The sequence below is a fragment of the Rathayibacter caricis DSM 15933 genome (assembly GCF_003044275.1).
GTDB classification, from domain to species: domain Bacteria; phylum Actinomycetota; class Actinomycetes; order Actinomycetales; family Microbacteriaceae; genus Rathayibacter; species Rathayibacter caricis.
This window is the reverse complement of the sequence record NZ_PZPL01000001.1, coordinates 955,427-979,181: the sequence shown is the minus strand read 5'-3', so window position 1 is coordinate 979,181 and position 23,755 is coordinate 955,427. Positions and strand designations below refer to the sequence as shown.

Sequence of the window (23,755 nt, the reverse complement as noted above, 5' to 3'; positions counted from 1 at the left end):
CCAGGGGTTGCCCCGGCCCCGCCTCCGGGTGCACCCTCAGCGCCGTGGGCGCAGCGCGCGCGGAGCCGCCGTGACCGCCGCGGCGACGACGACCGACACCGCCAGCATCGCCGGGCGCACGCCCAGCGGCACCGCCAGAGCGCCGATCGCGGGCGGCCCCGCGATGTTCGCGACCGAGGACAGCGACGTGACCGCCGCGACGCGCGAGGGCCCGTCGATCGGATCCGCCGCGGCCGCCGCGATGCCGATCGGCACCGCCAGAGCCGATCCGGCTCCCCAGAGCGCGAGCCCCGCCAGCGCCGCCGGGAACCCCGGAGCGAGCACGAACAGCGCGATGCCGGCGACCGCCGCCGCGCACGACAGCGTCAGCACCCGCACCCGCCCGAGCCGGTCGATGAGCGGCCCGCCGGTCAGCCGCAGCACGGTCTGCGCGACCAGGAACACGGTGATGCCGAGGGACGCGTCGGCCTCGGTCACTCCGAACGCGTCGACCACGGCGACCGCCGACCAGTTGGTGGCCGTGCCCTCCGACAGCGCTGCCGCGAACACGATCAGCCCGAGCAACAGCACCTGCGGATGCGTCCAGACGCCGAGGCCGAACCGGCGGCTGCCGCGCGGCACGACCGGCACGGGTCCGCTCTGCACCAGCGCCGCGGCGCGAGCGGCCAGGGCAGAGCGGCGCTCGTGGGCGAGCGAGGCGGCGAGCGGAGCGACGTGGCGGCCGATGCTCCACCGCACGACGACCGCCGCCACGGCCAGGGCGAGGAACTGCGCGGCCGGCGACACTCCGACGGCCGAGGACGCCCCTCCGAGCAGCGCGCCCAGCGCGGATCCGATCGAGTAGCCCGCGTGGAACTGCGGCAGGATCGTGCGCCCCACCCGGCGCTCGCTGCCCGCGGCGAGGATCGACTGCGGCACGTTGGTCAGCGCGAACGCCACTCCGTGCACCGCGTTGCCGACGAGCAGCAGCGGCACCTGCCCGAGCAGCAGCGCGACGGCGAGCAGGAGGTACGCGGCGGCGAAGACGAGCGTCGCCAGGCGGTAGGTGGGCAGCGCGCCGAGGCGGGCGACGAGGCGTCCGGCGATGGGGACGGTGAGCAGGGTGCCGATCGCGCCGGCGGTGAGCAGGACGCCGAGCCCCGCCGCATCGAGGTCGACCGCCGCACGGATGCCCGGCAGCCGCGCGGTCCAGCTCGCGAGCGCGAAACCGTTGAACGCGTAGGCCAGGGCGACTCCGCGGCGGCCGGGTTCGAGGAGCCCGGCCCCTCTCACGGGGCGGGGTGGTGGCGCTCGTCGGGGGCGGCGCCGGCGAGCACGAGCGCTCCGTCGACAGGAGGCGCGTCGAGCACCTCGAGCCGCACGCCGGGAGCGACCTCGGCCAGGGCGAGCCGCAGCTCGTGCTGCAGGCGCGGCTGGTTCGTGATCACTCCGCCGGCCGCCACCACGCAGTCGCCGAGAGCGCCTCGGGCCAGGAGCGACGCGACGTTCGCCGCGAGCCGGCGGGCTGCCTCCGTGATCACGTGCAGAGCCACGGCCGAGCCGCGGTCGGCATGGGCGAAGACGAGCGGAGCGTGCCCGCCCCACTCCGTCAGCCCCGCGCGCTCGGTCACGGCGAGGGCGAGCTCGGTCAGATCCGGGACCCCGTAGGCGCTCTGCAGCGCCGCGACGAGGGAGTCGTCGCCGAGCTCGTCGCGGTCGGCCCGCACCAGCGCCTCGCGCACGCTCTCGCGGAGCAGTGCGGGAGCGCTGCCGAAGTCGCTGAGCAGCCAGCCGTAGCCGTCCGCGGTGATCGTCGCTCCCGTCGCGGTGCGCCCGACGACCACGGCGCCGGTGCCGACGATCATCTGCAGGCACTCGCCGACCCGGGCCGCGTGGCCCAGCAGCTCGGCGTCGTTGACGACGCGGACCGGCACGGCGAGCAGCCGCTCGAGCGTGCGCGCGGCGAGGGCGACCTGCGCGGGGGTGTCGCAGCCGTGCATCCCGGCGGCGAGGGTCGTGCGCTCGTCGAGGCGCACGAGCGAGCGGATCAGGTCGGCCAGGCGGGCCAGATTGCCCGAGTCCGAGAAGAGGGCTCCCGTGCGCCAGCTCGACGAGGGGACGACGTGATCGAGGCGGGCGCCGTCGTCGCCGACCGCGGCGACGTGGGTCTTGGTGCCGCCCACGTCGATCCCGATGCGCAGGGCGAGCGGGGTCGCCGTGCGGACGGCGGCCAGGGGGAGTTCATCGAGCAAGGTAGGTGGAACCTCTCACGTGTCGGGCGATCAGCTCGCCCACGCCGACGAGGGCGGCGTCAGGGCCGAGCGACCCCGCCAGGAGCCTCGGGGGGAACGGGATGCGGCCGACCAGCCGCTTCGAGATCTGCTCGATCGCGAACGCGGGGGCGCGGGTGAGGTGCCCGGCGAGCACGATCACCTCGGGGTCGAGGATCGTCGCGAGGGCGCCGCACGAGAACGCGAGCAGGTCGAAGAGCTCGTCGGCGGCCGCCGAGACGGCCGGGTCGCCGGCCGCGGCGGAGTCGATCAGGCGCGCCACGGCGGCGGGTCCGGAGTCGCGGCGCTCGCCGATCGCGGCGATGCGGGTCTCGAGGTCGCCCTGCTCGGTGAAGTAGCGGCGCAGGGCGGAGGAGTCGGCGAAGAGGAAGCCGATCTCGCCGGCTCCCGAGCGGGCCCCGTGGTAGATCGCGCCGTCGTTCACGACTCCGGCGCCGACTCCGACGCCCAGCACGTACGAGGCCGCGCTCTGCGTGCCGACCGCGGCGCCCTGTGACCACTCGCCGTAGGCGATGGCGTTGGCGTCGTTCTCGACGAGCGTCGGGATGCCCGTGCGGGTCTCGATGATCGCTCCGAGCGGGATCTCGCGCCAGCCGAGCTCGACCGTGTTCATCACGCGGCCCTCGTGCACGATGCCGGGCACCGAGACTCCGATTCCCGTGCAGAGGCGGCCCTGCTGCGCCGCGGCCGCCACGAGCGCCTCGACCAGCGCGAGGGTGCCCTCGAGGCGCACGGTCGCGGCGGAGGAGGCGGGGCCCGTCTCGAACTCGATCCGCTCCTCCGCGACGCTCGCGCCGTCGAAGTCGACGAGCCGGCCGCGGACCGCGGTCTCGGACACCTCGATCGCCGCGACGGCGCGCGACGAGCCGGCGTAGCGCATGAGGTAGGAGGGGCGGCCGCCGGACGAGCGCTCGAGCCCGTCGACCGCGATCAGGTTCTCGGAGAGCAGGGCGGCCGAGAGGCGCTCGACGGTGGCCGAGCTCAGCCCGGTGCGCTGCACGATCTGCTTGCGCGAGAGGGGTCCGTGCTCGAGCAGCGCGTCGAGGATCGCCGTGCGGTTGATCTCGGTGACCACGCGGGTGGTCGCGATGCGGGGCTGGGGCGTCGTCATCGTCGCCTCTCCTCTCGTCGCATCAGCGGAGCTCCGGCTCGGAGTTCTCCATCAGTGCGAGATATAACCACAGCATCGCACGGCTCGGCAATCCCGGAGAGGCTCCCGGCGCGGAGGAAGCGGGCGGTCGTTTCCGGCGTGTTACGGCCTGTTTCCGGGCCGTATCAATACCGCGCGGCACACGTTTTCGCGTTGACTCGTTCTTTATCGCACTGATAAGAAAGTCCCCACCGAGTCGCACCTGGGCTCGCCCCTCCGCACGTGCCCCCTTCTTCCCCTTCACCGAAAGGCGACCTTCGTGAAAGCTCGCTCCGCGATCGCAGTCGGCCTCGCCGCCGCCACGCTCACCGCTCTGGTGGGCTGTGCCGGAACCGGCGGTTCCAGCACCCCCGACAAGCTCCAGTTCATCCTCTCGGGCGACGCCTCCCAGGGCGGCGGCTACCAGGCCATGGCCGACAAGTACGAGGAGGAGACGGGGATCGAGGTCGAGATCGTCGACATCCCCTACGACGACCTCGTGACCAAGCTGCGCAACGGCGCCCAGGCGGGCGACCTGCCGGCCCTCGCCCGCGCCTCCGCTCTCGACCCGATCTGGAGCAGCGAGCTGCTCGACCTCTCGAGCGTCGCCGAGAAGACCGACATCGTGCCCGAGCTGCTCGTGCAGGACGCGAACGACGACGACAAGGTGAAGGCGCTGCCGAGCGACCTGACCGCCGTCGGCATGTACCTCAACACCAGCCTCTTCGAGCAGGCCGGCGTCCCGCTGCCCGGCCCGGACGAGGTCTGGACCTGGGACCAGTACGTGGCCACCATCAAGGACGTGCAGGCCAAGGCGGGCGCGAAGTACGGCATGGTGATGGACTCGTCCGCGCACCGCCTCCGCTCCTTCCTCTACGAGTTCGGCTCGAAGGGCGTCGAGCGCCAGGAGGACGGCTCGTTCGAGATGAACGAGGCCTCGCGCACCGGCCTCGAGTACTTCAAGTCGCTCAACGACGACTCGTTCATGCCGCGCTCGGTCTGGCTCTCGGGCGACGACCCCAGCGCGCTGTTCAAGAGCGGCCAGGTCGTGGCGTACTACTCGGGCGTCTGGCAGATCACCGACTTCTCGCAGAACATCACCGCCTTCGACTGGGCCTCGGTGCGCACCCCCGCGCAGCCGGTCCAGGCGACCAACCTCGGCACCAACTGGATCGTCGCCTTCGACGGCACCGGGGTCGAGGAGCAGACGCAGGACTTCATCGACTGGATGTACCAGCCCGAGAACTACGCGGAGCTGTCGGCGATCTCGGGCTTCCTGCCCGCGACCACCGGCCTCGAGGTCGCGTACCCCGAGAACGCCGAGGCGTTCGACGTCTACAACCAGGAGATCGCGGCGTCCGACCCGATCGCGGCCGTGCAGAGCGCGAGCGCGCTCGAGGACGGCTACAACGACAAGATCCTCGTGAACGAGCCCCTGAAGTCCGAGGTCGTCCGCTACCTCGCCGACGAGCAGGACCTCGACACCACGATCGAGAACATCATCTCGGTCACCGAGGACCAGATCGGCGACTGACGATCGATGGCGGGCGGGGCTGCGGCCCCGCTCGCCCCGATCGTCCGCCGGAAGGAGACGAGAGCGTTGACCAGTCCCATCCTCGACCGCGAGGTCCCCGCGGTCGCCACGGCCGTGCCGTCGGCCGCCGCGACTCCGCCCCGCCCGCGGCGCACCGGCCGGCGCACGCAGGCGAGCTACCGGCTCGCCCCGGTGCTCTACACCGTCGTCGTCGTCGTGCTCTTCGCGCTCTTCTTCCTCTGGCCCGGAGCGCTGGGGGTCTTCTACTCCTTCACGGACTACCGCGGAGTCGGCTCGCCCGATCTCATCGGCATCAGCAACTACCAGGAGCTGCTCGCCGACCCCGACTTCTGGGCGTCGCTGGGCCGCACGGCCCTCTACACGCTGCTCTCGGTGCCGCTGGGCTACGTGCTCTCGCTCGGCCTCGCGAGCCTGCTCGTCAACGCGAACGCCCGCGGCTCCGTGCCGGCGAAGATCATCTTCTTCATCCCGTGGCTCGTCTCTCCGATCGTCACCGGCGTGATCTGGCGCTGGATGTTCGGCGAGAACTTCGGATTCATCAACTTCGTCATCGAGGCGGCCGGCGGCTCCGCGGTGCCGTGGTCCTCGAACGGCGACCTCTCGCTGGCGGTCGTCGTGTTCGCCTCCGCGTGGGGAGGAGCGGCGTTCAACATGCTGCTCTTCATCGCCGCGATCAAGAACGTGCCGAGCAGCTACTACGAGGCCGCCGCGCTCGACGGCGCGAACCCGTGGCAGCGCTTCGTGCACATCACCCTGCCGGGCATCGCGCCCACGAGCTTCCTCGTGATCCTGCTCTCCACCATCAACTCGATGAAGGAGTTCGCGATGATCCAGGCGCTCAACGAGGGAGGACCGGGCACCCAGAACCGCCTGATCGTGCAGTACATCTACGAGACCGGGTTCGAGCGGGCCGAGGTCGGCTACGCCAGCGCCGCCTCGATGGTGCTGATGGTCCTCCTGCTCGCGATCGCCCTCGTGCAGCTCGGCTTCGAACGACGGAAGAAGGACGCCTCATGAGCACCGGTCTGGCGACTCCCGAGACCACCGCGCTCGTGCTGAAGGGAGTGCGGAAGCGGCGCCGCTCCGGCGGATTCGCGCGCAGCGTCCTCCCCACGTCGATCCTGTGGCTGCTCGCCGCGATCTTCCTCTTCCCCGTGCTGTGGCTGCTGCTCTCGTCCTTCAAGCCGGGCGGCGAGCTCTTCACCTACCCGCTGTCCTTCCTCCCCGAGCAGTGGACGCTCGACGGCTACGTCCGCGCCTGGGAGCGCGTCGACTTCGCGCGCTACTTCGGCAACACGCTGATCGTCGCCGTGGTGACGACCGTGCTGACCGTGCTCTTCAGCGCCATGACCGGCTACGCGCTCGCGAAGTACCGGGCGAAGTGGCTCTCGCTGCTGTTCGTCGCGATCCTGGCGACGACGATGCTGCCGACCGAGGTGATCCTGAACCCCACCTTCACGGTCATCCGCGACCTGGGGCTCTACAACTCGCTGCCGGGCATCATCATCCCGTCGGTGATCACGGCGACGGGCATCTTCATGTTCCGCCAGTTCTTCCTCACCGTGCCCGACGAGCTGATCGACGCGGCGCGGATGGACGGCGCGAACGAGTTCTCGATCTTCTTCCGGATCATGCTGCCGATCGCCCGGCCGATCGTGCTGACCCTCGCGATCTTCTCGTTCCAGTGGCGCTGGAACGACTACATCTGGCCGCTGCTCGTGCTCAACGACCCGTCGAAGTACACGCTGCAGGTGGCGCTGCGGAGCCTGGTCGGCGCCGAGAACATCGAGTGGACCGTGCTGCTCCCCGCCTCGGTGATCTCGATGATCCCGCTGGTGCTGATCTTCTTCGTGTTCCAGAAGTACGTGATCGGCGCCGACGTCAACGCCGGCCTGAAGGACTGAGCGTGGAGTACCTGCGTCTGCTGGCCGAGGCGACCGCCGGGCTCGTCGTCGGCGTCGAGGAGCGCGATCCTGCGACGCTGTCGCACCGTCCGTCGATGCGCGGGGTGAAGACCCTGGTCGCGGCGTTCGCGGCCCCGGAGTCGCCCCGGCACCGCGACGCGTCCGTCCTGTCGGCCGCGGGTCCGCTCCTCGACCGCCTCGAGCGGATGCAGCGCCCCGACGGCCTGTTCGACAGCGAGAACCTCGCGTCGCCCCCGGACACCTGCTTCACGGTGAACGACGCCGCGCTCGTGCTCGACGTGATCGCCGCGCACCCCGATCCGCTCCTCGAGGGCGTCGCCGAGCGGATCCGCGCGCTGCTGCTGCGCACCGTCGAGGCGCTGCTCGTGGGCGGCGTGCACACGCCGAACCACCGCTGGGAGCTGACCGCGGGCCTCCTGCGGCTGCACGCGCTGACCGGTGACGCGCGACTGCGCGACCGGGCCGACGAGTGGCTCGCGGAGGGGATCGACCTGCAGGCCGACGGCCTCTACTCCGAACGCAGCCCCAACTACGCCGCCTACGTCTCGAACCCGTCGCTGCTCGTGATCGCCGAGGCGACGGGGGAGGAGCGCTACCGCGACGCCGTGCGCCGGAACCTCGCGGCCACCCTCGACCTCCTCGAGGACGACCTGCAGGTCGAGACGGTGCAGTCGCGCCGCCAGGACCAGACCGAGCGCTTCGACGGCCGCAGCTTCCTCTCGCAGTTCCGCGAGTTCGCGGTGGCCGACGGCGACGGGCGCTTCGCGGCGGTCGTGCGCGCGATCCTCGACCGGGGGGTCACCGAGCCCGAGATCCACCTCGCCGAGGCGCTGGCGCGGCCGCACCTCGCCGGCGCGCTGCCCGCGTCGGTGCCGTGGTCCTCCTCCGGCACCGCGGTCTTCGCTTCCTCGGGCCTCGTGCGCGTGCGCGCCGGAGCCGTGAGCGCGAGCGTCTTCGGGGGGAGCGACGTGCCGCGGCACCGCCGCATCGCCTCCGGGCTCGCGAACTCGGCGGTGCTCGTGCGCGCCCGCCGCGGCGCCCTCGTCGTCGAGGCGGTCCGGGTGTCGCCGCACTTCTTCGGGCTGGGCCCGTTCCGACCGGAGTCGATCGTCGCGGGGCCGCGGATCGCCCTGTCCTCGCGGGTCGAGGCCGGCTACCACCAGCCGCTGCCCGCGTCGGCGCGGCGCCCCGACGGCGACTACGAGCTGGGCAGCGAGGGCCGCTTCTTCGGCTCGATGAGCTTCCCGTCGCGTTCCTCCTCCACGGTCGCGCTCGAGACGCGCGCCGCTGTGTCCGTCGACGAGGACGGGGTCGAGCTGGCCCTCGACTTCGCGGGCACCGACACCTCGTGGGTGGGTGAGATCGTGCTGCGGCCCGGAGGCGTGCTCAGCGGAGTCGAGGAGCCGGCCGACGGCGCGTTCCTCATCCCCGCGGGCGGCACGGCCCGCTACCGCGTCGGCGCCGAGACCCTCGAGATCGGCCCGGGCACCGGCTCCGCCCCCGACCGACCGCCGGTCTTCGACCCGGGCGAGCTCGTCGAGTACGTCGGCGGCCGCGACCGGATCGAGGGACTGCGCCTGCTCGTGACGGGGCGCACCTCCGCTCCCGCCGTCCTCCGATTGAGGTTCTCGTGAGCACCGTCCGCGCCTACATCCACGAGCAGCCGGCCGCGCTGCGGCGTGCGCTCGCGCCGCTGGATCCGGCGGTGCTGGACTCGGTGCAGGCCCTGGCACCCGAGCGCGTGCTGCTCGTCGGCTCCGGCACCTCGTCCTCCGCCGCCCGGGTGATCCGCGGGCGCGCGGCCCGACTGCTCGGCGTCCCGGTCGAGGTCGCGCTGCCCACCGACGTGCTGCACTACCTGCCCGACGCGATCGACGAGCGGACCCTGGTGGTCGCCGTGTCGCAGTCCGGCCGCAGCACTGCGACGCTCCGCAGTCTCGCCCTCGCCCGCGACCGGGGTGCCCGCACGGTCCTCGTCACCGGGGAGCCCGTGCGCCCGGGCCTCTCCGACGTCGTGGTCGATCTGCGCTGCGGCCCCGAGGAGGTCGGCGCGAAGACCAAGGGCTTCACCGCCACGATCGCGACCCTCGCCGCGGTGCTCGGGGGAGCCGAGGACCTCGCCGGGATCCCCGAGCGGGTCGCCGCGGCCCTCGACTCCGAGCCGCTCGTGACCGCGTGGGCCCGCTCGCTCGATCCCTCCGTCTCGGTGTCGATCACCGGCTCCGGCCCGAACCTCGCCACGGCGCAGGAGGCGGCGCTGAAGATCCTCGAGACCGCGCGGATCCCCGTCGAGGCCGTCGAGACGGAGGAGTTCCTGCACGGTCCGCACCGGCGCCTCGGCCCCGGCCTCGCGCTGGTCGTCCTCGCCCTCGACGGACCCCTGCTGCCCCGCGCACTCGCCCTGATCGACTACGCGGCGCCGCTCGTCGCCGGGCTGCTCGTCGTGACCGACACGGACGCGCCCCTGCCCGAGGGCGTCACCGCGGTGCGCCTGGCACCGGGGCTGCCGGAGGAGCTCACTCCGCTCCCTGCGATCGTGCCGCTGCAGCTGCTCGCCGTCGCACTCACCGAGCACCTCGGCCTCTCGCCGGAGGACGCGGTGCTCCCCGACTTCCACGCCCGACTCGCCAGCAAGGAGACCGCATGAACATCGTCGTCGGAGCAGACCCGGAGGAGGTCGGCGAGCTCGCCGCCGGCCTCGTCGCCTCGGTGATCGCGGCGGACCCGGCCGCGGTGCTCGGCGTCGCGACCGGATCCACTCCCCAGCCGCTCTACCGTGCGCTCGCCCGCCTGCGCCTCGACCTCTCCCGAGCCTCGGCCTTCGCCCTCGACGAGTACGTCGGCGTGCCCGCCGGCCACCCCGAGAGCTACCGGTCGGTGCTCGAGCGCGAGGTCGTCGCTCCGCTCGGCCTGGACCCCGCCCGCCTGCACGTGCCTGACGGAGCGGCGGCCGACCCGCACGCGGCGGCCCGCGCGCACGAGGAGGCGCTCGCCGCGGTCGGGGGCGCCGCCGTGCAGATCCTGGGCATCGGGAGCAACGGGCACATCGGCTTCAACGAGCCGGGATCCCCGCGCGACTCGCGCACCCGCGTCGTGGCGCTGGCGGAGCGCACCCGGCTCGACAACCGCCGCTTCTTCGGCGGCGACCTCGACGCCGTGCCCACGCACGCGATCAGCCAGGGCGTCGCGACGATCCTGTCGGCCCGCGAGCTGCTGCTCGTCGCGACCGGCGCGGGCAAGGCCGAGGCCGTCGCGGCCGCCCTGCAGGGTCCGATCGACGAGCGGATGCCCGCGTCGTTCGTGCGCGAGCACCCGCGCGTCACCGTGCTGCTCGACCGCGCGGCTGCCGCGGGCCTCGGCCACGACCTGCTGCTCGCGGGGGCCCGCCGTTAGGCTCCCGACCGTGTCCACCGCCCTCGTCGTCCACCGCGCCCGACTCGTCGACGCGCGGGGGATCGTCGAGGACGGCTGGGTGGCCGCCTCCGACGGCGCGATCACCGCGACCGGCACGGGCGACTCGTGGCGGGGGCTCGCGGCGGCCGAGGTCGTCGACGCCGGCGGGGCGACGCTCGTCCCCGGCTTCGTCGACCTCCACGTGCACGGCGGAGGAGGAGCGGCGGCCGACGACGGAGCCGACGCGATCGCGCGTATGCTCGCCGTGCACCGCGCGCACGGCACGACCCGCTCGGTGCTCAGCCTGGTCGCCGCTCCGCTCGGAGAGCTGGAGTGCTCGCTCGCCGTGATCGCGGACCTCGCGGCGGCCGACCCCCTCGTCCTCGGCTCGCACCTCGAGGGCCCGTTCCTCGCTCCCGGCCGGCGGGGCGCGCATGCGCTCGAGGCGCTGGCGCTGCCGACTCCGGAGGTGGTCGACCGACTCCTCGAGGCGGCCCGCGGCACCCTCGTGCAGGTCACCGTGGCGCCGGAGCTGCCCGGCGCCCTCGACACGATCTCGCGGTTCGCGGCGGCGGGCGTCGTCGTCGCCCTCGGGCACACGGAGGCGGATGCCGATCTCGCGCGGACGGCCGTCGACCGCGGCGTCCGGCTGATGACGCACGCCTTCAACGCGATGCCCGGCATCCACCACCGCGCTCCCGGGCCGGTTCCCACCGCGCTCGCCGATCCGCGCGTCGTACTGGAGCTGATCCTCGACGGCGAGCACGTGCATCCGGACGTGGCGCGGCTGGCCTTCGCGGCGGCTCCCGACCGCGTCGCCCTCGTCACCGACGCGATGGCCGCCGCGGGATCGGCGGACGGGGTCTACCGGCTGGGCGGGCTGGACGTCTCGGTGCAGGAGGGGCGCGCGGTGCTCGGCGGGACGGACACGCTGGCGGGCTCGACCCTGACCCAGGACCGCGCGCTGCGCCTCGCTCTCGACGCGGTCGGCCTGCCCGAGCCGGTCGCGGTCGGCGCGCTCACCGCGACTCCGGCCCGCGTGCTCGGCCGCACCGACCTCGGACTGCTGCAGCCCGGCCACCGCGCCGACCTGGTGCTGCTCGACGCGTCCCACCGCGTCGAGTGGGTGCGCGCGGAGGGCCGTCTGCTCGGCGTCTGAAGGGGGGCGGGTCTCGATACGCCCCTGCGGGGCTACTCGACCAGCAGGGGAGGGGAGGTGCCCTCTGCTCGCGTGCTGAGGGGGGTGGGTCTCGATACGCCCCTGCGGGGCTACTCGACCAGCAGGGGGGGGGAGGTGCCCTCTGCTCGCGTGCTGAAGGGGGTGGGTCTCGATACGCCCCTGCGGGGCTACTCGACTAGCAGGGGCTCCTTGCTGATCGAGTAGCCCGCGCAGCGGGCGTATTGAGATCCCCGTCCTCCAGAGCCTCACGGCATCAGCGCCAGCCGCCCCACGATCCTGTCCACCCGGTTCCGCGGCCCGACCAGGCTCACCGCCAGGTATTCCATCGCATCGGCCCCCGCCTCCGCGACCGCCGCCAGGAACTCGTCGTACACCCGCGTCTCCTGCGCCGCGACCGGCACGTCGGCCACGAACACCTCGTCGTGCGCCTCCGCCTTCGAGCGGATCACCGCCAGCGCTGCCCGGTCGGCCACCAGGATCGAGCACCCCGCCCACGGCAGTCCGACGTGCACCGATCCGTCGGCGTCCACAGCCGCGGGTCCGAGGAGTCCCGTCACCCCGGCCGAGGTGGCCGCCGCCGCGCAGACCGCCGCGTTCACCGCGCGACCCGCCGGCAGGGCGGCGTCCACCACGATCACCCACTTGAGCCGCGCGGAGCGGGTGGATGCGGCGGTGTCGATCTCGTCGGGTGCGAATCCGAGTGGCATGGGTCTCCTCCTGAGCGGTGTGCGGGCTCGATGCTAGGACGAAGAACGGCTTGACCGCTCTAGATCCGTACGACGTACGGGCGGACCCCTACAATCGCTCCCATGGACGGACTCGATGCGGCGATCCTCCGCGAACTCCAGTCGGATGCACGGAAGTCGAACCGCGAGGTCGCGGCGGCCGTCGGGGTCTCGCCGACCACGGCGCTCGACCGCACCAGGGCGCTCCGGGCCCGCGGAGTCATCCGCGGCGCCCTGCTCGACGTCGACCTCGCCGCGATCGGCCGCCCCGTGCAGGCGCTCATCGCCGTGCGCATCCGCCCGCCATCGCGCGTCGCCATCGAGGCGTTCCGCGACTGGGTCTCGGCGCTGCCCGAGACCATCGGCCTGTTCGTCACCGCCGGCACCGACGACTTCGTCATCCACGTCGCCGTGCCCGACAACGACGCGCTCTACGCCTTCGTCATCGACCGCCTCACCCAGCGGCGCGAGGTCGCCGACGTCCGCACCTCGGTCGTCTACGAGCACCTGCGGAGCACCCCGGCGATCCCGTGACGGAATTCCTCCCGGAGATGTCGATATCCGTCTTCGCCGTTCGACGCCACAGTAGGAGGACGCACCGGCGTCCCGGACGAAGGAGAGAACCGTGAAGTACATGCTCATCATGCGCGCGACCGACGAGGCCAAGAAGGCCTACGAGTCGATCCCGTTCGACGAGATCATCACCCGGATGGGCCAGTACAACGAGGCACTGATCACCGCGGGCGTCCTGCTCGCGGGCGACGGCCTCGCCGACGACGTCGACACGACCGGCTTCGTCGTCGACTTCTCGTCCGAGCCGCCCGCCGTCACCGACGGCCCCTACGGCGAGACCCACGAGCTGTTCAACGGCTTCTGGATGATCCAGGTCTCGTCGAAGGAGGAGGCGAAGGAGTGGGCGCTGCGCTGCCCGCTCGTCCCCGGCAACAAGCTCGAGGTGCGCCGGGTGACCGACGAGAGCGACTTCGCGGACTTCGCCGACAACGAGTACATCCAGAAGGAGGAGGGCTGGCGCGACGAGCTCGGGCAGGCCCGCTGACGATGGACGCGACCCGGGCGGCCGTCGACGCGGTCTGGCGCATCGAGAGCGCCCGGATCGTCGCGACGCTCGTGCGCACGACGGGCGACGTCGGGGCGGCGGAGGACCTGGCGCAGGAGGCGCTCGTCGAGGCGCTGAAGCAGTGGCCGGAGTCGGGAGTCCCGCGGAATCCGGGCGCCTGGCTGACCGCGGTCGCGAAGCGCCGGGCGATCGACGGCTGGCGGCGCCGCGAGCGGCTCGACGACCGCTACCGCACTCTGGCGAGGGATCTCGAGGAGGGGGCGGAGGACGCGTGGGAGCCGATCGCCGACGACGTCCTCCGCCTCGTCTTCGTCGCCTGCCATCCGGTGCTGTCGCGGGAGGCGAGCATCGCGCTCACCCTGCGCCTGGTCGGGGGCCTGGGCACGGAGGAGATCGCGCGGCTGTTCCTCGTGCCGGTCGCGACGGTGCAGCAGCGCATCGTGCGGGCGAAGAAGTCGCTCACGGCCGCGGGCGTGCCGTTCGAGACGCCGGAGCCGGCCGAGTGGAAGGAGCGCCTCGCCGCGGTGCTCGGGGTGGTCTACCTGATCTTCACCGAGGGGTACGCCGCCACCTCCGGCGACCGCTGGGTGCGGAGCGAGGTGGCGCAGGAGGCGCTGCGGCTGGGTCGCGTGCTCGCCTCCCTCCTGCCGCGCGAGCCGGAGGTGCTCGGGCTGCTCGCCCTGATGGAGCTGCAGGCGTCGCGGTTCGCCGCACGCACCGCCGCCGACGGCACTCCGGTGCTGCTCGAGGACCAGGACCGCACCCGCTGGGACCGCGCGCAGATCACCCGGGGCCGCGAGGCGCTGCTCCGCGCCGACCGGCTGGGCCGCGGACGCGGCGCGTACGCACTGCAGGCGGCGATCGCCGAGTGCCACGCGGTCGCTCCGAGCGTCGCCGCCACCGACTGGGAGCGGATCGTGCTGCTCTACGAGGTGCTGGGCCGGATCGCGCCGAGCCCGGTCGTCGAACTCAACCGCGCGGTGGCCGTGTCGATGGCGACCGGACCCGCGTCGGCCCTGCTGGTCGTCGACCGCCTGGCGTCTGAGGGGGCGTTGCGGGGCTCGCACCTGCTGCCGAGCGTGCGGGGCGAGCTGCTCGCGCGGCTCGACCGGAGGGAGGAGGCGCGCTCCGAGCTCGCGACGGCCGCCGCCCTGGCCGGCAACGACCGCACGCGCGCGCTGCTGGAGGCACGGGCGGCGTCGCTGTGAGCCTGGATCTCGAGGGTCTCGATACGCCCCTGCGGGGCTACTCGACCAGCAGAGGGGGGTGGGTCTCGATACGCCCCTGCGGGGCTACTCGACCAGCAGCAGGGTGGGGGCGTTCCTGCTGATCGAGTAGCCGGCGCAGCCGGCGTATCGAGATCCACCCCCACCCGCAGTCACGCCTCCGTCACCACGCCGCCCTCGACCCGCCACTGCCGGTTCAGCTGCACCGTCTCGAGCATGCGCCGGTCGTGGGTGACCAGCAGCAGCGTCCCCTCGTACGCCTCGAGCGCCTGCTCGAGCTGCTCGATCGCCGGCAGATCGAGGTGATTGGTCGGCTCGTCGAGCACCAGCAGGTTCGTGCCGCGGGCCTGAAGCAGCGCCAGCGCCGCGCGGGTGCGCTCGCCCGGCGACAGCTCGCCCACCGGGCGCCCCACGTGGTCGGCCTTCAGTCCGAACTTCGCGAGCAGCGTGCGCACCTCGGCGGTCGGCCACTCCGGCACCAGCGCCTCGAAGGCGTCGGCGAGCGGCACGTCGGAGGCGAGCATCGCCCTGGCCTGGTCGATCTCGCCGATCGCGACGCTGGCGCCGAGCGACGCCGAGCCCTCCTCCGGCTCCACGCGCCCGAGGAGCAGCGACAGCAGCGTCGACTTCCCGGCGCCGTTGGGCCCGGTGATGCCGATGCGGTCGCCGGCGTCGACCTGGAGCGACACCGGACCGAGGGTGAACGTGCCGCGGCGCGCGACGGCGCCGTTGAGCGTCGAGACGACCGAGCTCGAGCGCGGGGCGGTGCCGATCGTGAAGGCCAGCTGCCACTCCTTGCGAGGCTCCTCGACCGCCTCGAGGCGCGCGATCCGGCTCTCCATCTGGCGCACCTTCTGCGCCTGCTTCTCACTCGACTCCGCCGACGCCTTGCGCCGGATCTTGTCGTTGTCGGGCGCCTTCTTCATGGCGTTCCGGACGCCCTGGCTCGACCACTCGCGCTGGACGCGGGCACGTGAGACGAGGTCGGACTTCTTCTCCTCGAAGTCCTCGTACTTCTCGCGGCGCTGACGGCGCGCGGTCTCGCGCTCCTCCAGGTAGGCCTCGTACCCGCCTCCGTAGACCGTCGTGGTGCCCTGGGCGAGGTCGAGCTCGAGCACGCGGGTGACGCTGCGGCGCAGGAACTCGCGGTCGTGGCTGACGAGGACGACGCCTCCGCGCAGTCCCCGGACGAACGCCTCGAGCCGTTCGAGGCCGTCGAGGTCGAGGTCGTTGGTCGGCTCGTCGAGCAGCACGACGTCGAAGCGCGACAGCAGCAGCGCGGCGAGGCCGACGCGGGCCGCCTGTCCGCCCGACAGCGACGTCATGAGGGAGTCGGCGGCGACTCCGCCCGACACGCCCTGGGCGAGCGCCAGCCCCAGATCGGCGAGGACGACGGGGGTCCGCTCGTCCAGATCGGCGGCGCCGCTCGCGAGCCAGCGGTCGAGCGCGAGCGCGTAGCGGTCGGCGATGCTCCCGTCCGGGTCGGGCTCGGCGAGGGCGGAGGCGGCCGCGTCCAGTTCGGCCGAGGCCTCCGCGCAGCCGGTGCGCCGGGCGAGGTACGCCGAGACGGTCTCGCCCTCGCGCCGCTCGTGCTCCTGCGGCAGCCAGCCGACGAACGCGTCGCCGGGCGCGAGCACGACGGCGCCGTCCAGCGGAGCGGTCTCGCCGGCGAGGATGCGCAGCAGGGTGGACTTGCCGGCTCCGTTCGCCCCGACGACGCCGACCACGTCCCCGGGGGCGACCGTCAGGTCGAGTCCGTCGAACAGGGTGCGGTGCGCATAGCCTCCGGAGAGGCCCTTGGCGACGAGGGTGGCGGTCACCGGTCCAGCGTAGGCGGCGGCGTGGAGGAGCTCTGCGGCGAACGCTAGACCCTCTCGTAACACGCGCGTCTAGGATGGCCGGATGAGCGAGACGACGGTCAGGAGCGGCGCCGGGTACTGGTACCCGGACGAGTCCTCCACCAGGCGTGCCGTCGAGGTGCTGAGCGCGATGCGCACGTACCGCGTCTCGGAGGTCGCGATGCGCCGCCGCACGCGCGAGAAGATGGCGATGGGCGAGACCGACCTGATCGCCATCCAGTACCTCCTGCGGCGCCAGCGCAGCGGCGAGATCGTGAGCGCCAAGGATCTGGCCGGCCACCTCTCCATCTCCTCCGCCTCCACGACGGTGCTGATCGACCGCCTCGTGCGCAGCGGGCACCTCGTGCGCAAGCCCCATCCGACCGATCGGCGCGGCATCGTCGTCGAGGCGACCGTCGACAGCGACCGCGAGGTGCGCGAGACGCTGGAGCACATGCACCGGCGGATGCTCGAGATCGCCGAGGACCTCGATGCGCGCGAGGCCGAGGTCGTCGTGAACTTCCTCCGCCGGATGAGCTCGGCCGTCGACGAGATCGACGCCGAGGTCGACGCGGATGAGCCGCATTCCGAGAATTAGCTAGATTCTCTAGTAGAAAGTCTGTCTAGAGATAGGCTGAGGCCATGGGTCAATTTCTCTACGGCACACCACCGGCCGTCATCGAGATCGAGGACCGGACCCTGGCCCATCTCCAGATCGTCGTCTACGCGAAGTTCCGTCGCGATGAGCGCTTCCCGCTCACCCTCGACTCCATGCCCGAGGGGGCGCGCGGCCGCCACTCCTTCTGGATGAACCCGAACATCGCCCTGCAGTTCCACTTCGCGGGCAGTCGCCAGCCCACCATCAACCCGGCCTGGGTCGAGGTGCTGATGGACTCGGCGAACGGCGGCGGCGGCCTCCGCGTGCTGCCGGAGCCGCACGCCTGATCCCGACGCGCCGCGACCGCACCGCCCGCCTGTCTCCTAGGGTGGTCGGGAGTGCCCGGGGCGGGGGCTCGACGAGGGGCGGGGACGTGCGCGCAGGACGAGTCGGAGTTGCACTGGCGACGGGCGCGCTGCTCGCGCTCACGGGGTGCGCGGCTCCGAGCCCCACTCCCACCGTCACGGTCACCGTCTTCGCGGAGGCGACCCCGACGCCCGACCCCACCGTCACCGCCGCGCTGCCGCAGGCGACCGCGACCGTCTTCGTGCCGCAGCCCGAGGTCACCGTGACGATCACGCCGAATCCGGTGCCCGTGATCCCCGAGACCGCCTACGCCACCGACTTCGGCGCGGCTCCCGGAGCCACGGGCACGCCGACCACGAACGGCGCGGGCGGGATCGTGAGCTACACGGTCGTCGAGGGGGACACGTTCTTCGACATCGCGCAGCGGTTCGGGATCCCCGTGCAGCAGCTGCTCCGGATGAACGCCGACGTCGCAGGGGCCGGCGAGGCCGTGTACATCGGCCGGGTCATCAACCTCGACGCGAGCACCCTGGGCTGACGCGGCGCCCGCTCAGCGCGGGTCGGCTACTGCGATTTCGGCAGGATGTGGAACGCGACGCCGAGCGACAGCGAGATCGCGAGGATGCCGCCGAAGAAGATGAATCCGCCCAGCGCGGGGAACAGGAAGGCGTTCCCCAGGAGGAGGATCCCGCCGAGGAACAGCGCGAACGAGAGGATGACGCCCAGACCAGTCATGCCTTCATCGTACGGGGCTCAGGGGAGCAGGAGGGTCGCGAGCTCCTCGGCCCCGGACACCACGGCCACGGTCCCGGCCGCCTCGGCGGGCGATCCGTAGCCCCACTCGACCATGATCGTCGGGATCCCGTGGGCCGCGGCTCCGTGCACGTCGTGCTCGCGGTCGCCGACCATGACGGGCGTCGAGAGGTCGACGTCGAGCTCGCGGAGCCGGCGCAGCGCCTCCTCGACGACGTCGGCCTTGGCGCTGCGCACCTCGTCCTCGGAGGCGCCGCAGATCACGGTGAAGTAGTGCGAGAGGCCGTAGTGCTCGAGGATCCGTCGGGCGGCCGACTCGGGCTTCGAGGTCGCGAGCGACAGCGGCACCCCCGCCTCGGCGATCCGCGCGAGGACCTCGGGCACGCCCGGGTAGAGCGACGAGTCGAAGAGCCCGCCGGCGTTGTAGCGGCGGCGGTAGACCTCGAGGGCGGCCTGCGCCTCCTCGACGCTCATGCCGCCCAGGGCGCGGAAGGCGTCGAGCAGCGGCGGGCCGACGTAGGCCAGCAGCTCGACGGGCGTGGGGACGGGGCGGCCCAGCTCGACGAAGGTGTCCACGAGCGTGCCGGTGATGCCGGGCGCCGAGTCGGTGATGGTGCCGTCGAGGTCGAAGAGGATGCAGGTCCAGGTGCCGGCGCGTTCGTCGAGGCCGCTCGGGGCGAGTGTCGTGTCGGACATGGCGGGGCTCCTGACCTCGGGTGACGCGGGGACCGCCGACGCTGCCCCGTCGGGGGAGAACACTCTACGGGCGCTCGACGGCCTCGAGGGCGTTCTCGATGAACGAACGGGTGACGACCTGTGCGAGCGACCCGGGGTCGAGCTGCACGGCGACGAAGTCGGCGGTGCGGATCAGCGCGAAGGCCTCGGGTCCGGGCAGGACCAGCATCTGCACGCGGGGGTGCTGCTGGCGGGGGATCGCCGTGCGCACCTCGTCGGTGGAGGTGAACAGCGGCAGGACCTGCTCGCCGGTCGTCGTGGCGACCGTGCGCACGTGCGGCACGCCTCCTGGCTGCGATCCCGTGACGTCGACGACGAGCGAGCCGTCGAGGCACGCGGTCAGGAGCCGCTCCACGGCCTCCGCGGACGGGGCGGCGATCAGGGCCTCGAGGGCCTCGCGCGCCGGGACGTTGCGGTAGGGGCCGGGCTTCGCCGGGCGCGCGGGGGGACCGACTCTCCGTGCCATGCCTTCACGGTATCCGGGATCGCTCCGGCTCTCGAATCGGGGTCGAACGGCATCGCTGAGGGAATTCGCAGGGAATGCCCCGACGGGTGATGCGCAGAGCGCTGCCCGCCTTTATCCGCGGTCATCCGTGCAGAGAAGAATCGCCTATCCACCACTCGAGAAGCGCCACGCACTGCCGAATGCTCTTCTTCTGAGAAGAAAAGGGGTAATGTCTTCCACCGACATAGGTTCTACAGTGCGGTCGGTACGCGGCGCGGAAAGCATACGCAGTACTTCACGCGTCATCAGTACTACAGGAGGAAAAGTGGCTCAGAAGATCACTCTCGTCGACGACATCGACGGAACGCCCATCGATTCCGGAGAGGGCGGAACCGTCCGCTTCAGCATCGACGGCGCCAATTACGAGATCGATCTCGGGCCCGACAACATCGAGGCGCTGCACTCCGCTCTCGAGAAGTTCGTCTCGAGCGCCCGCCGCGTCGGCTCGCGCCCGGCCGCGGCCGCATCGGTCGCCTCGGCGTCCAAGAGCGACCCCAAGCAGCTGAAGGCGATCCGCGAGTGGGCGAACGCCAACGGGCACCAGGTGTCCGACCGCGGCCGCATCCCGGCCGAGGTCCAGGCGGCCTACGCGGCGGCCAACAAGTAGAGCGCCGCATCCGCTCGGAAAAGGCCCTCGCGGGATTCCGCGGGGGCCTTTCCCGTGTTCCGGAGCGTCACTCGGTAGTCGAGTGCTCCTGCCCGCATCGGCGGGCTAGAAGAGCCGGGTGTGCGAATCGTCCACGCCGCGCATCGTCTCGTAGTCGAGGACGACGCAGCGGATCCCGCGGTCCTGCGCGAGCGTCCGCGCCTGCGGCTTGATCTCCTGCGCGGCGAACACTCCGGTGACCGGTGCCAGATGCGGATCGCGATTCATCAGTTCGAGATATCGGGTCAGCTGCTCGACTCCGTCGATCTCTCCGCGGCGCTTGATCTCGACCGCCACTGCGGCCCCGTGGGAATCCCGCGCGAGGATGTCGACCGGTCCGATCGCCGTCATGTATTCGCGGCGCACGAGAGTGTGGCCGTCGCCGAGAAGATCGATCTGCTCGGCCAGGAGGCGCTGCAGGTGCGCCTCCACGCCGTCCTTCACGAGGCCCGGATCCACGCCGAGCTCGTGCGCGGAGTCGTGCAGCACCTCGTGGATCGAGACGACGAGGGCGTCCCCCGTCTTCTTGTGCGCGACCGTCCACTGCTCGACGACTCCCGACTCCCGCGCCGTCTCGTCGGGCTCGCCCGTGATCAGCGTGCAGGGCGGGCTCATCCAGTTCAGCGGCTTGTAGGAGCCGCCGTCGGAGTGCACGAGGACGCTGCCGTCGGCCTTGACCAGCAGCAGGCGGGTGGCGAGGGGGAGGTGGGCGCTGAGACGGCCGGAGTAGTCGACGGAGCAGCGCGCGATGACGAGACGCACCCGTCGAGGATAGACGCGGTCAGGCGCGGCTGCTCGGTCTCCGCCGACCCGTGGGGGGAGCGGAGGGCGCCTCCGAGACGAAGGCGCGGAGGGCGAGCGCGAACTCGGCGGGCGCCTCGATCCACGGGTAGTGGCCGGATCCCTCGATCACCGCGAGGCTGCACGAGGGGAAGAGAGCGCCGAGCTCGGCGAGCGGCTCGACGCCGACGAGGGCGTCGTCCTCGCCGCCGACGATCATCACGGGGCAGCGGAGGAGGGTCAGCGCCTGCCGCAGCGCCGTCGCGTCGACGGAGGTGAAGAACCCCGCGAAGGCGTCCGGGAACCAGGTCGCCGCCCGCTCGTGCGCCTGCGCCCGCTCGTCCCACGTCGACCAGCCCAGCGGAGCCGCGCGGCGGTAGAGCTCGATCCGCCGCCGCGCGTCCGTCTCCTCCTGCATCAGCACCGCGGCCTCGATCGCGTCGCCCAGCCAGCTCGCGCCGATCCGTCGCGCGGCGATCTCGTGGCGGTCGTCCCGCCCTAAGTCGAGCCACCCCGTCGCGGGCGAGATCAGGAGGAGCCGCGAGACGCGCTCGGGGTGCCGCGCGGCGTGCACGAGCGCGGTGCGGCAGCCGGTGGCGTGCGCGAGGACGTCGACGGACTCCACTCCGAGGTGCTGGCGCAGGTCCTCCACGTCGTCGGCCTGCTCGGCGAAGGACCGCACGGGCGCCGCCGCCGAGCCGCCCACTCCACGCGGATGGAGCACGAGGATCCGCCGGCACCCGGAGATCGGCTCGAGGGTGCCGAGATAGTCGGGGTGGCGGGCCGGCCCGCCGGGGAGGACCACGAGGGGCGGGCTGCCGGCCGTGCCGTGCTCGTCGGCGTGCAGCAGGGCGCCGTCACGCGCTCGGAACTCCGTCATGCGCGACCCCCTCCGCCGTGGTGGCGATCCTAGGGCGTGGGAGTCGTCAGGCCAGACGGACGACGTTCCCGGTCACGCGCCGGCCCGCGGGGGAGACGAGGTACGAGACCAGGTCGCCGACCTCCTCCGGCTCGGCGACGTCGAAGAAGGAGTCGTTCGCGGCGACCGCCTCGCGGACGTCGTCGGTCACCCAGCCCGTGTCGGTGACGGGCGGGTGCACGGCGTTGGCCGTGATGCCGAGCGGGCTGAGCTCGAGGGACGCCGAGATCGTGTAGTTCACGAGCGCGGCCTTCGCGGCGCCGTAGGAGACCTCGCCCGGGAAGCCGCGCTCGCCTCCCGAGGTGAGCGTGACGATGCGTCCGCCGTGGCCGCCGCGGGCCTCGAGGCGGGAGGCGAGCTCGGCGATCAGCAGCGCTCCGGCTCGGGCGTCGACCGAGAGGACGGCGTCGATGCTCGCGGCGTCGACGCGGCGCTGCGGGCGGCCCATCCAGTCGCTCTCGCGGGCGCGGAAGGTGTCGATGACCGAGCCGGTCGCGTTGTGGACGAGCACGTCGACCGGCCCGAGCGACCGCTCGGCGGCGTCGAAGAGGAGGGCGGGCGAGGAGGCGTCGCGGAGGTCGGCCGAGACGGCCAGCGCGCGGCCGCCCGCGGCGCGGATCCGCTCGGCCACCTGCTCGCCGTCGCTCGCGTGGGCGCGTCTCTGCCGTTCGGGCTCGTACTCGGGCAGATCCTCGGCGAGGAACGCGACCAGCACGGCGAGGCCGTCTGCCGCGAGGCGCTCGGCGATCGCGGCTCCGATGCCGTGGTTCGCGCCGGTCACCAGCGCGACCAGGCAGGGCTCGCTGCTCGGGGCCGTCATGCGTCCACCCGGGCGCGGACGGGGCGCGCGGCGGGCGAGGCGAGTCCCGCCACGACCACCAGGGCCAGCACGAGGAACAGTGCGTTCAGGATGCCGACGTGCTCGCCGAGGAACCCGATCGCCGGCGGTCCGACGAGGAACGCGACGTAGCCCAGCGTGGCGACGGCGCTGACCCGCGCGGCCGAGTGGGGTCCCTCCGCCGCCGCCGACATGCCCACCGGGAAGCCGAGCGAGCAGCCCAGCCCCCAGGCGACGGCGCCGGTGATCACCAGCGCGTCGACCGGGGCGAGGATGAAGAGCAGGATGCCGACGACGGCCAGCAGAGCGGATCCGCGCAGCACGGGGACGCGTCCGAAGCGGTCGAGCACGGGACCGCCGAGGACGCGGCCGACGGTCATCGCCGCGACGAAGACGCCGAACACGATCGCAGCGGTGGTCTTGTCGGCTCCGTGGCCGTCGACCATCGCGAGGGTCATCCAGTCGTTGGCGGACCCCTCGGCGAACGCCATGCCGAGCATGATCAGGCCGATGACCACGAGCCGCAGGTCGCGCCAGACGCCGAGCGAGGCGGCGACCCGCTCCCGGATCGGGGGCTTCGCGGTCGCGACGCCCTGGGTGTCGAGATCGGCGCGCACGGGCACGAAGCGGATCGCCACGGCGACGGTGGCCACCACCACGACCGCGACGCCCACGAGGTGCGCCGCCACGGGGATCGAGAGGGCGGAGGCGGCGGCGCCCAGGAGCGCGCCCGCGACGGTGCCGAGGCTGAAGAAGGCGTGGAAGAGGGGGAGCAGCGTCTTGCCGAAGGCCTTCTCGTTGGCGGCCCCCTCGACGTTCATCATCACGTCGACCGCGCCGTTGCCGAAGCCGAGCAGCGCCATGCCCGCGAAGGCGACGGGGAGCGCGCCGAGCGTGTCGGCCGCGACGCCGAGGATCGCGAGGCCGGACGCGCAGACGGAGAGCCCCGCGACCATGCCGCGACGGGCCCCGAGTGCCGACATGATCGCGGTCGAGAGCATCAGGCCGACGATGGCGCCGATCGACATGGCGAGGATCAGCAGGCCGACCCCGGAGGTCGAGAGCTGCAGCTCGTCGCGGATGGCCGGAGTGCGCGATACCCACGTCGCGATCGAGAGGCCGCTCAGCACGAAGATCGTGAAGACGGCGTTGCGCCACGCGACGAGTTCGCGGCGCGAGAGGGCGGAGGTGCTGGTCATGACCGGGTTTCCTGGGGTGGGCGCGCCCGTGCGCTCAGAGCGGCGCCGCCGGGCCCGCGGGGCGGGGTTCCACCCGGTCGAATCGATTCGAGGCGGG

At 72.6% G+C, this 23,755-nt stretch carries 26 protein-coding genes; 14 read left to right on the top strand and 12 right to left on the bottom strand.

The genetic code is table 11. The annotated features are described in order from the left end of the window. Positions 1 to 36: 36 nt before the first annotated feature. From C1I63_RS04530 to C1I63_RS04520, 3 genes are read right to left on the bottom strand one after another with little or no spacing between them, the layout of a single operon-like run. The gene (locus C1I63_RS04530) at positions 37 to 1,272 is read right to left on the bottom strand and encodes an MFS transporter (protein ID WP_107573938.1); all 1,236 of its coding nucleotides are present in this window, start codon (positions 1,270 to 1,272) and stop codon (positions 37 to 39) included. Next, positions 1,269 to 2,231, bottom strand: a complete 963-nt coding sequence (locus C1I63_RS04525) for an ATPase (RefSeq protein WP_107573937.1) — start codon at positions 2,229 to 2,231, stop codon at positions 1,269 to 1,271. The genes C1I63_RS04530 and C1I63_RS04525 overlap by 4 nt, the downstream gene beginning before the upstream one ends. Continuing rightward, positions 2,221 to 3,381 carry an ROK family transcriptional regulator gene (locus C1I63_RS04520; RefSeq protein WP_107573936.1) on the bottom strand — a complete coding sequence of 387 codons (1,161 nt, stop codon included), beginning with the start codon at positions 3,379 to 3,381 and terminating at the stop codon, positions 2,221 to 2,223. Before C1I63_RS04520 ends, C1I63_RS04525 begins: the two co-directional genes overlap by 11 nt. A gap of 298 nt (positions 3,382 to 3,679) precedes the next feature. On the opposite strand from C1I63_RS04520, the gene C1I63_RS04515 reads away from it, so the two are divergent. From C1I63_RS04515 to nagA, 7 genes are all read left to right on the top strand, one after another. After that, complete coding sequence (locus C1I63_RS04515) at positions 3,680 to 4,933, top strand: ABC transporter substrate-binding protein (protein WP_055794011.1); 1,254 nt, start codon at positions 3,680 to 3,682, stop codon at positions 4,931 to 4,933. A 66-nt stretch (positions 4,934 to 4,999) separates the two neighbouring features. Next, positions 5,000 to 5,971: a carbohydrate ABC transporter permease gene (locus C1I63_RS04510; RefSeq protein WP_244906979.1), complete on the top strand. Its 972-nt coding sequence runs from the start codon at positions 5,000 to 5,002 to the stop codon at positions 5,969 to 5,971. Next, positions 5,968 to 6,858 (top strand): carbohydrate ABC transporter permease, encoded by an 891-nt coding sequence (locus C1I63_RS04505; protein ID WP_056868810.1) that lies wholly within the window; start codon positions 5,968 to 5,970, stop codon positions 6,856 to 6,858. Before C1I63_RS04510 ends, C1I63_RS04505 begins: the two co-directional genes overlap by 4 nt. A gap of 2 nt (positions 6,859 to 6,860) precedes the next feature. Continuing rightward, on the top strand, positions 6,861 to 8,513 hold the full coding sequence (locus tag C1I63_RS04500; RefSeq protein ID WP_107573934.1) for a glycoside hydrolase family 88 protein: 1,653 nt from the start codon (positions 6,861 to 6,863) through the stop codon (positions 8,511 to 8,513). Continuing rightward, on the top strand, positions 8,510 to 9,526 hold the full coding sequence (locus tag C1I63_RS04495) for an SIS domain-containing protein (RefSeq protein WP_107573933.1): 1,017 nt from the start codon (positions 8,510 to 8,512) through the stop codon (positions 9,524 to 9,526). Before C1I63_RS04500 ends, C1I63_RS04495 begins: the two co-directional genes overlap by 4 nt. Next, positions 9,523 to 10,272, top strand: a complete 750-nt coding sequence (locus C1I63_RS04490) for a glucosamine-6-phosphate deaminase (protein ID WP_107573932.1) — start codon at positions 9,523 to 9,525, stop codon at positions 10,270 to 10,272. The genes C1I63_RS04495 and C1I63_RS04490 overlap by 4 nt, the downstream gene beginning before the upstream one ends. Positions 10,273 to 10,282: 10 nt before the next feature. Next, positions 10,283 to 11,431 carry an N-acetylglucosamine-6-phosphate deacetylase gene (nagA, locus tag C1I63_RS04485; protein ID WP_107573931.1) on the top strand — a complete coding sequence of 383 codons (1,149 nt, stop codon included), beginning with the start codon at positions 10,283 to 10,285 and terminating at the stop codon, positions 11,429 to 11,431. Between the two features lie 266 nt (positions 11,432 to 11,697). Here the strand turns inward: nagA and C1I63_RS04480 are convergent, their stop codons facing one another. After that, positions 11,698 to 12,159 (bottom strand): DUF2000 domain-containing protein, encoded by a 462-nt coding sequence (locus tag C1I63_RS04480; RefSeq protein WP_107573930.1) that lies wholly within the window; start codon positions 12,157 to 12,159, stop codon positions 11,698 to 11,700. A 102-nt stretch (positions 12,160 to 12,261) separates the two neighbouring features. Here C1I63_RS04480 and C1I63_RS04475 point away from each other — a divergent pair, with 102 nt between their 5' ends. From C1I63_RS04475 to C1I63_RS04465, 3 genes are all read left to right on the top strand, one after another. Further along, the gene (locus C1I63_RS04475) at positions 12,262 to 12,711 is read left to right on the top strand and encodes an Lrp/AsnC family transcriptional regulator (protein ID WP_056868804.1); all 450 of its coding nucleotides are present in this window, start codon (positions 12,262 to 12,264) and stop codon (positions 12,709 to 12,711) included. Positions 12,712 to 12,802: 91 nt separating this feature from the next. Then, positions 12,803 to 13,234, top strand: coding sequence for a YciI family protein (locus tag C1I63_RS04470; RefSeq protein ID WP_055794019.1), 432 nt, complete (start codon positions 12,803 to 12,805; stop codon positions 13,232 to 13,234). A gap of 2 nt (positions 13,235 to 13,236) precedes the next feature. Next, entirely contained in the window at positions 13,237 to 14,463 is a 1,227-nt protein-coding gene (locus C1I63_RS04465) for an RNA polymerase sigma factor (protein WP_107573929.1), read from the top strand. Between the two features lie 170 nt (positions 14,464 to 14,633). On the opposite strand, the gene C1I63_RS04460 is transcribed toward C1I63_RS04465, so the two are convergent. Next, positions 14,634 to 16,301, bottom strand: a complete 1,668-nt coding sequence (locus C1I63_RS04460) for an ABC-F family ATP-binding cassette domain-containing protein (protein ID WP_107573928.1) — start codon at positions 16,299 to 16,301, stop codon at positions 14,634 to 14,636. An 82-nt stretch (positions 16,302 to 16,383) separates the two neighbouring features. On the opposite strand from C1I63_RS04460, the gene C1I63_RS04455 reads away from it, so the two are divergent. The 3 genes from C1I63_RS04455 to C1I63_RS04445 all read left to right on the top strand — a co-directional run bounded on the left by C1I63_RS04455 (position 16,384) and on the right by C1I63_RS04445 (position 17,821). Continuing rightward, positions 16,384 to 16,917, top strand: a complete 534-nt coding sequence (locus tag C1I63_RS04455; RefSeq protein ID WP_107573927.1) for a MarR family winged helix-turn-helix transcriptional regulator — start codon at positions 16,384 to 16,386, stop codon at positions 16,915 to 16,917. A gap of 44 nt (positions 16,918 to 16,961) precedes the next feature. Beyond that, positions 16,962 to 17,264: a DUF7882 family protein gene (locus tag C1I63_RS04450; RefSeq protein WP_055794023.1), complete on the top strand. Its 303-nt coding sequence runs from the start codon at positions 16,962 to 16,964 to the stop codon at positions 17,262 to 17,264. 86 nt (positions 17,265 to 17,350) lie between these two features. Further along, the gene (locus tag C1I63_RS04445; RefSeq protein ID WP_170116312.1) at positions 17,351 to 17,821 is read left to right on the top strand and encodes a LysM peptidoglycan-binding domain-containing protein; all 471 of its coding nucleotides are present in this window, start codon (positions 17,351 to 17,353) and stop codon (positions 17,819 to 17,821) included. A gap of 26 nt (positions 17,822 to 17,847) precedes the next feature. Here C1I63_RS04445 and C1I63_RS19655 read toward each other — a convergent pair whose 3' ends face one another. From C1I63_RS19655 to C1I63_RS04435, 3 genes are all read right to left on the bottom strand, one after another. Beyond that, positions 17,848 to 18,018 (bottom strand): hypothetical protein, encoded by a 171-nt coding sequence (locus C1I63_RS19655; RefSeq protein WP_157602737.1) that lies wholly within the window; start codon positions 18,016 to 18,018, stop codon positions 17,848 to 17,850. A gap of 18 nt (positions 18,019 to 18,036) precedes the next feature. Continuing rightward, positions 18,037 to 18,732 (bottom strand): HAD hydrolase-like protein, encoded by a 696-nt coding sequence (locus C1I63_RS04440; protein ID WP_107573925.1) that lies wholly within the window; start codon positions 18,730 to 18,732, stop codon positions 18,037 to 18,039. Positions 18,733 to 18,796: 64 nt separating this feature from the next. Beyond that, positions 18,797 to 19,237, bottom strand: a complete 441-nt coding sequence (locus C1I63_RS04435; RefSeq protein ID WP_055794026.1) for an SseB family protein — start codon at positions 19,235 to 19,237, stop codon at positions 18,797 to 18,799. Positions 19,238 to 19,541: 304 nt separating this feature from the next. On the opposite strand from C1I63_RS04435, the gene C1I63_RS04430 reads away from it, so the two are divergent. Continuing rightward, complete coding sequence (locus C1I63_RS04430; protein ID WP_055794027.1) at positions 19,542 to 19,883, top strand: histone-like nucleoid-structuring protein Lsr2; 342 nt, start codon at positions 19,542 to 19,544, stop codon at positions 19,881 to 19,883. Between the two features lie 105 nt (positions 19,884 to 19,988). Here C1I63_RS04430 and nucS read toward each other — a convergent pair whose 3' ends face one another. The 4 genes from nucS to C1I63_RS04410 are packed head-to-tail and all read right to left on the bottom strand — an operon-like array spanning position 19,989 to position 23,658. Beyond that, entirely contained in the window at positions 19,989 to 20,684 is a 696-nt protein-coding gene (gene nucS, locus C1I63_RS04425; RefSeq protein WP_056868799.1) for an endonuclease NucS, read from the bottom strand. A 19-nt stretch (positions 20,685 to 20,703) separates the two neighbouring features. Next, positions 20,704 to 21,582, bottom strand: coding sequence for an alpha/beta fold hydrolase (locus tag C1I63_RS04420; protein WP_107573924.1), 879 nt, complete (start codon positions 21,580 to 21,582; stop codon positions 20,704 to 20,706). Positions 21,583 to 21,628: 46 nt separating this feature from the next. After that, a complete protein-coding gene (locus C1I63_RS04415; protein ID WP_107573923.1) occupies positions 21,629 to 22,441 on the bottom strand; it encodes an SDR family NAD(P)-dependent oxidoreductase in 813 nt (270 codons plus the stop codon). Beyond that, complete coding sequence (locus C1I63_RS04410) at positions 22,438 to 23,658, bottom strand: MFS transporter (RefSeq protein WP_107573922.1); 1,221 nt, start codon at positions 23,656 to 23,658, stop codon at positions 22,438 to 22,440. Before C1I63_RS04410 ends, C1I63_RS04415 begins: the two co-directional genes overlap by 4 nt. Positions 23,659 to 23,755 lie beyond the last annotated feature (97 nt).

Coding starts and splice junctions, on each gene's coding strand:
- C1I63_RS04440 (WP_107573925.1), bottom strand. CDS start 18,732: ATGTCCGACACGACACTCGCCCCGAGCGGCCTCGACGAACGCGCCGGC.
- C1I63_RS04420 (WP_107573924.1), bottom strand. CDS start 21,582: ATGACGGAGTTCCGAGCGCGTGACGGCGCCCTGCTGCACGCCGACGAG.
- C1I63_RS04480 (WP_107573930.1), bottom strand. CDS start 12,159: ATGCCACTCGGATTCGCACCCGACGAGATCGACACCGCCGCATCCACC.
- C1I63_RS04455 (WP_107573927.1), top strand. CDS start 16,384: ATGAGCGAGACGACGGTCAGGAGCGGCGCCGGGTACTGGTACCCGGAC.
- C1I63_RS04450 (WP_055794023.1), top strand. CDS start 16,962: ATGGGTCAATTTCTCTACGGCACACCACCGGCCGTCATCGAGATCGAG.
- C1I63_RS04490 (WP_107573932.1), top strand. CDS start 9,523: ATGAACATCGTCGTCGGAGCAGACCCGGAGGAGGTCGGCGAGCTCGCC.
- C1I63_RS04415 (WP_107573923.1), bottom strand. CDS start 22,441: ATGACGGCCCCGAGCAGCGAGCCCTGCCTGGTCGCGCTGGTGACCGGC.
- C1I63_RS19655 (WP_157602737.1), bottom strand. CDS start 18,018: ATGACTGGTCTGGGCGTCATCCTCTCGTTCGCGCTGTTCCTCGGCGGG.
- C1I63_RS04520 (WP_107573936.1), bottom strand. CDS start 3,381: ATGACGACGCCCCAGCCCCGCATCGCGACCACCCGCGTGGTCACCGAG.
- C1I63_RS04505 (WP_056868810.1), top strand. CDS start 5,968: ATGAGCACCGGTCTGGCGACTCCCGAGACCACCGCGCTCGTGCTGAAG.
- C1I63_RS04410 (WP_107573922.1), bottom strand. CDS start 23,658: ATGACCAGCACCTCCGCCCTCTCGCGCCGCGAACTCGTCGCGTGGCGC.
- C1I63_RS04435 (WP_055794026.1), bottom strand. CDS start 19,237: ATGGCACGGAGAGTCGGTCCCCCCGCGCGCCCGGCGAAGCCCGGCCCC.
- C1I63_RS04475 (WP_056868804.1), top strand. CDS start 12,262: ATGGACGGACTCGATGCGGCGATCCTCCGCGAACTCCAGTCGGATGCA.
- C1I63_RS04465 (WP_107573929.1), top strand. CDS start 13,237: ATGGACGCGACCCGGGCGGCCGTCGACGCGGTCTGGCGCATCGAGAGC.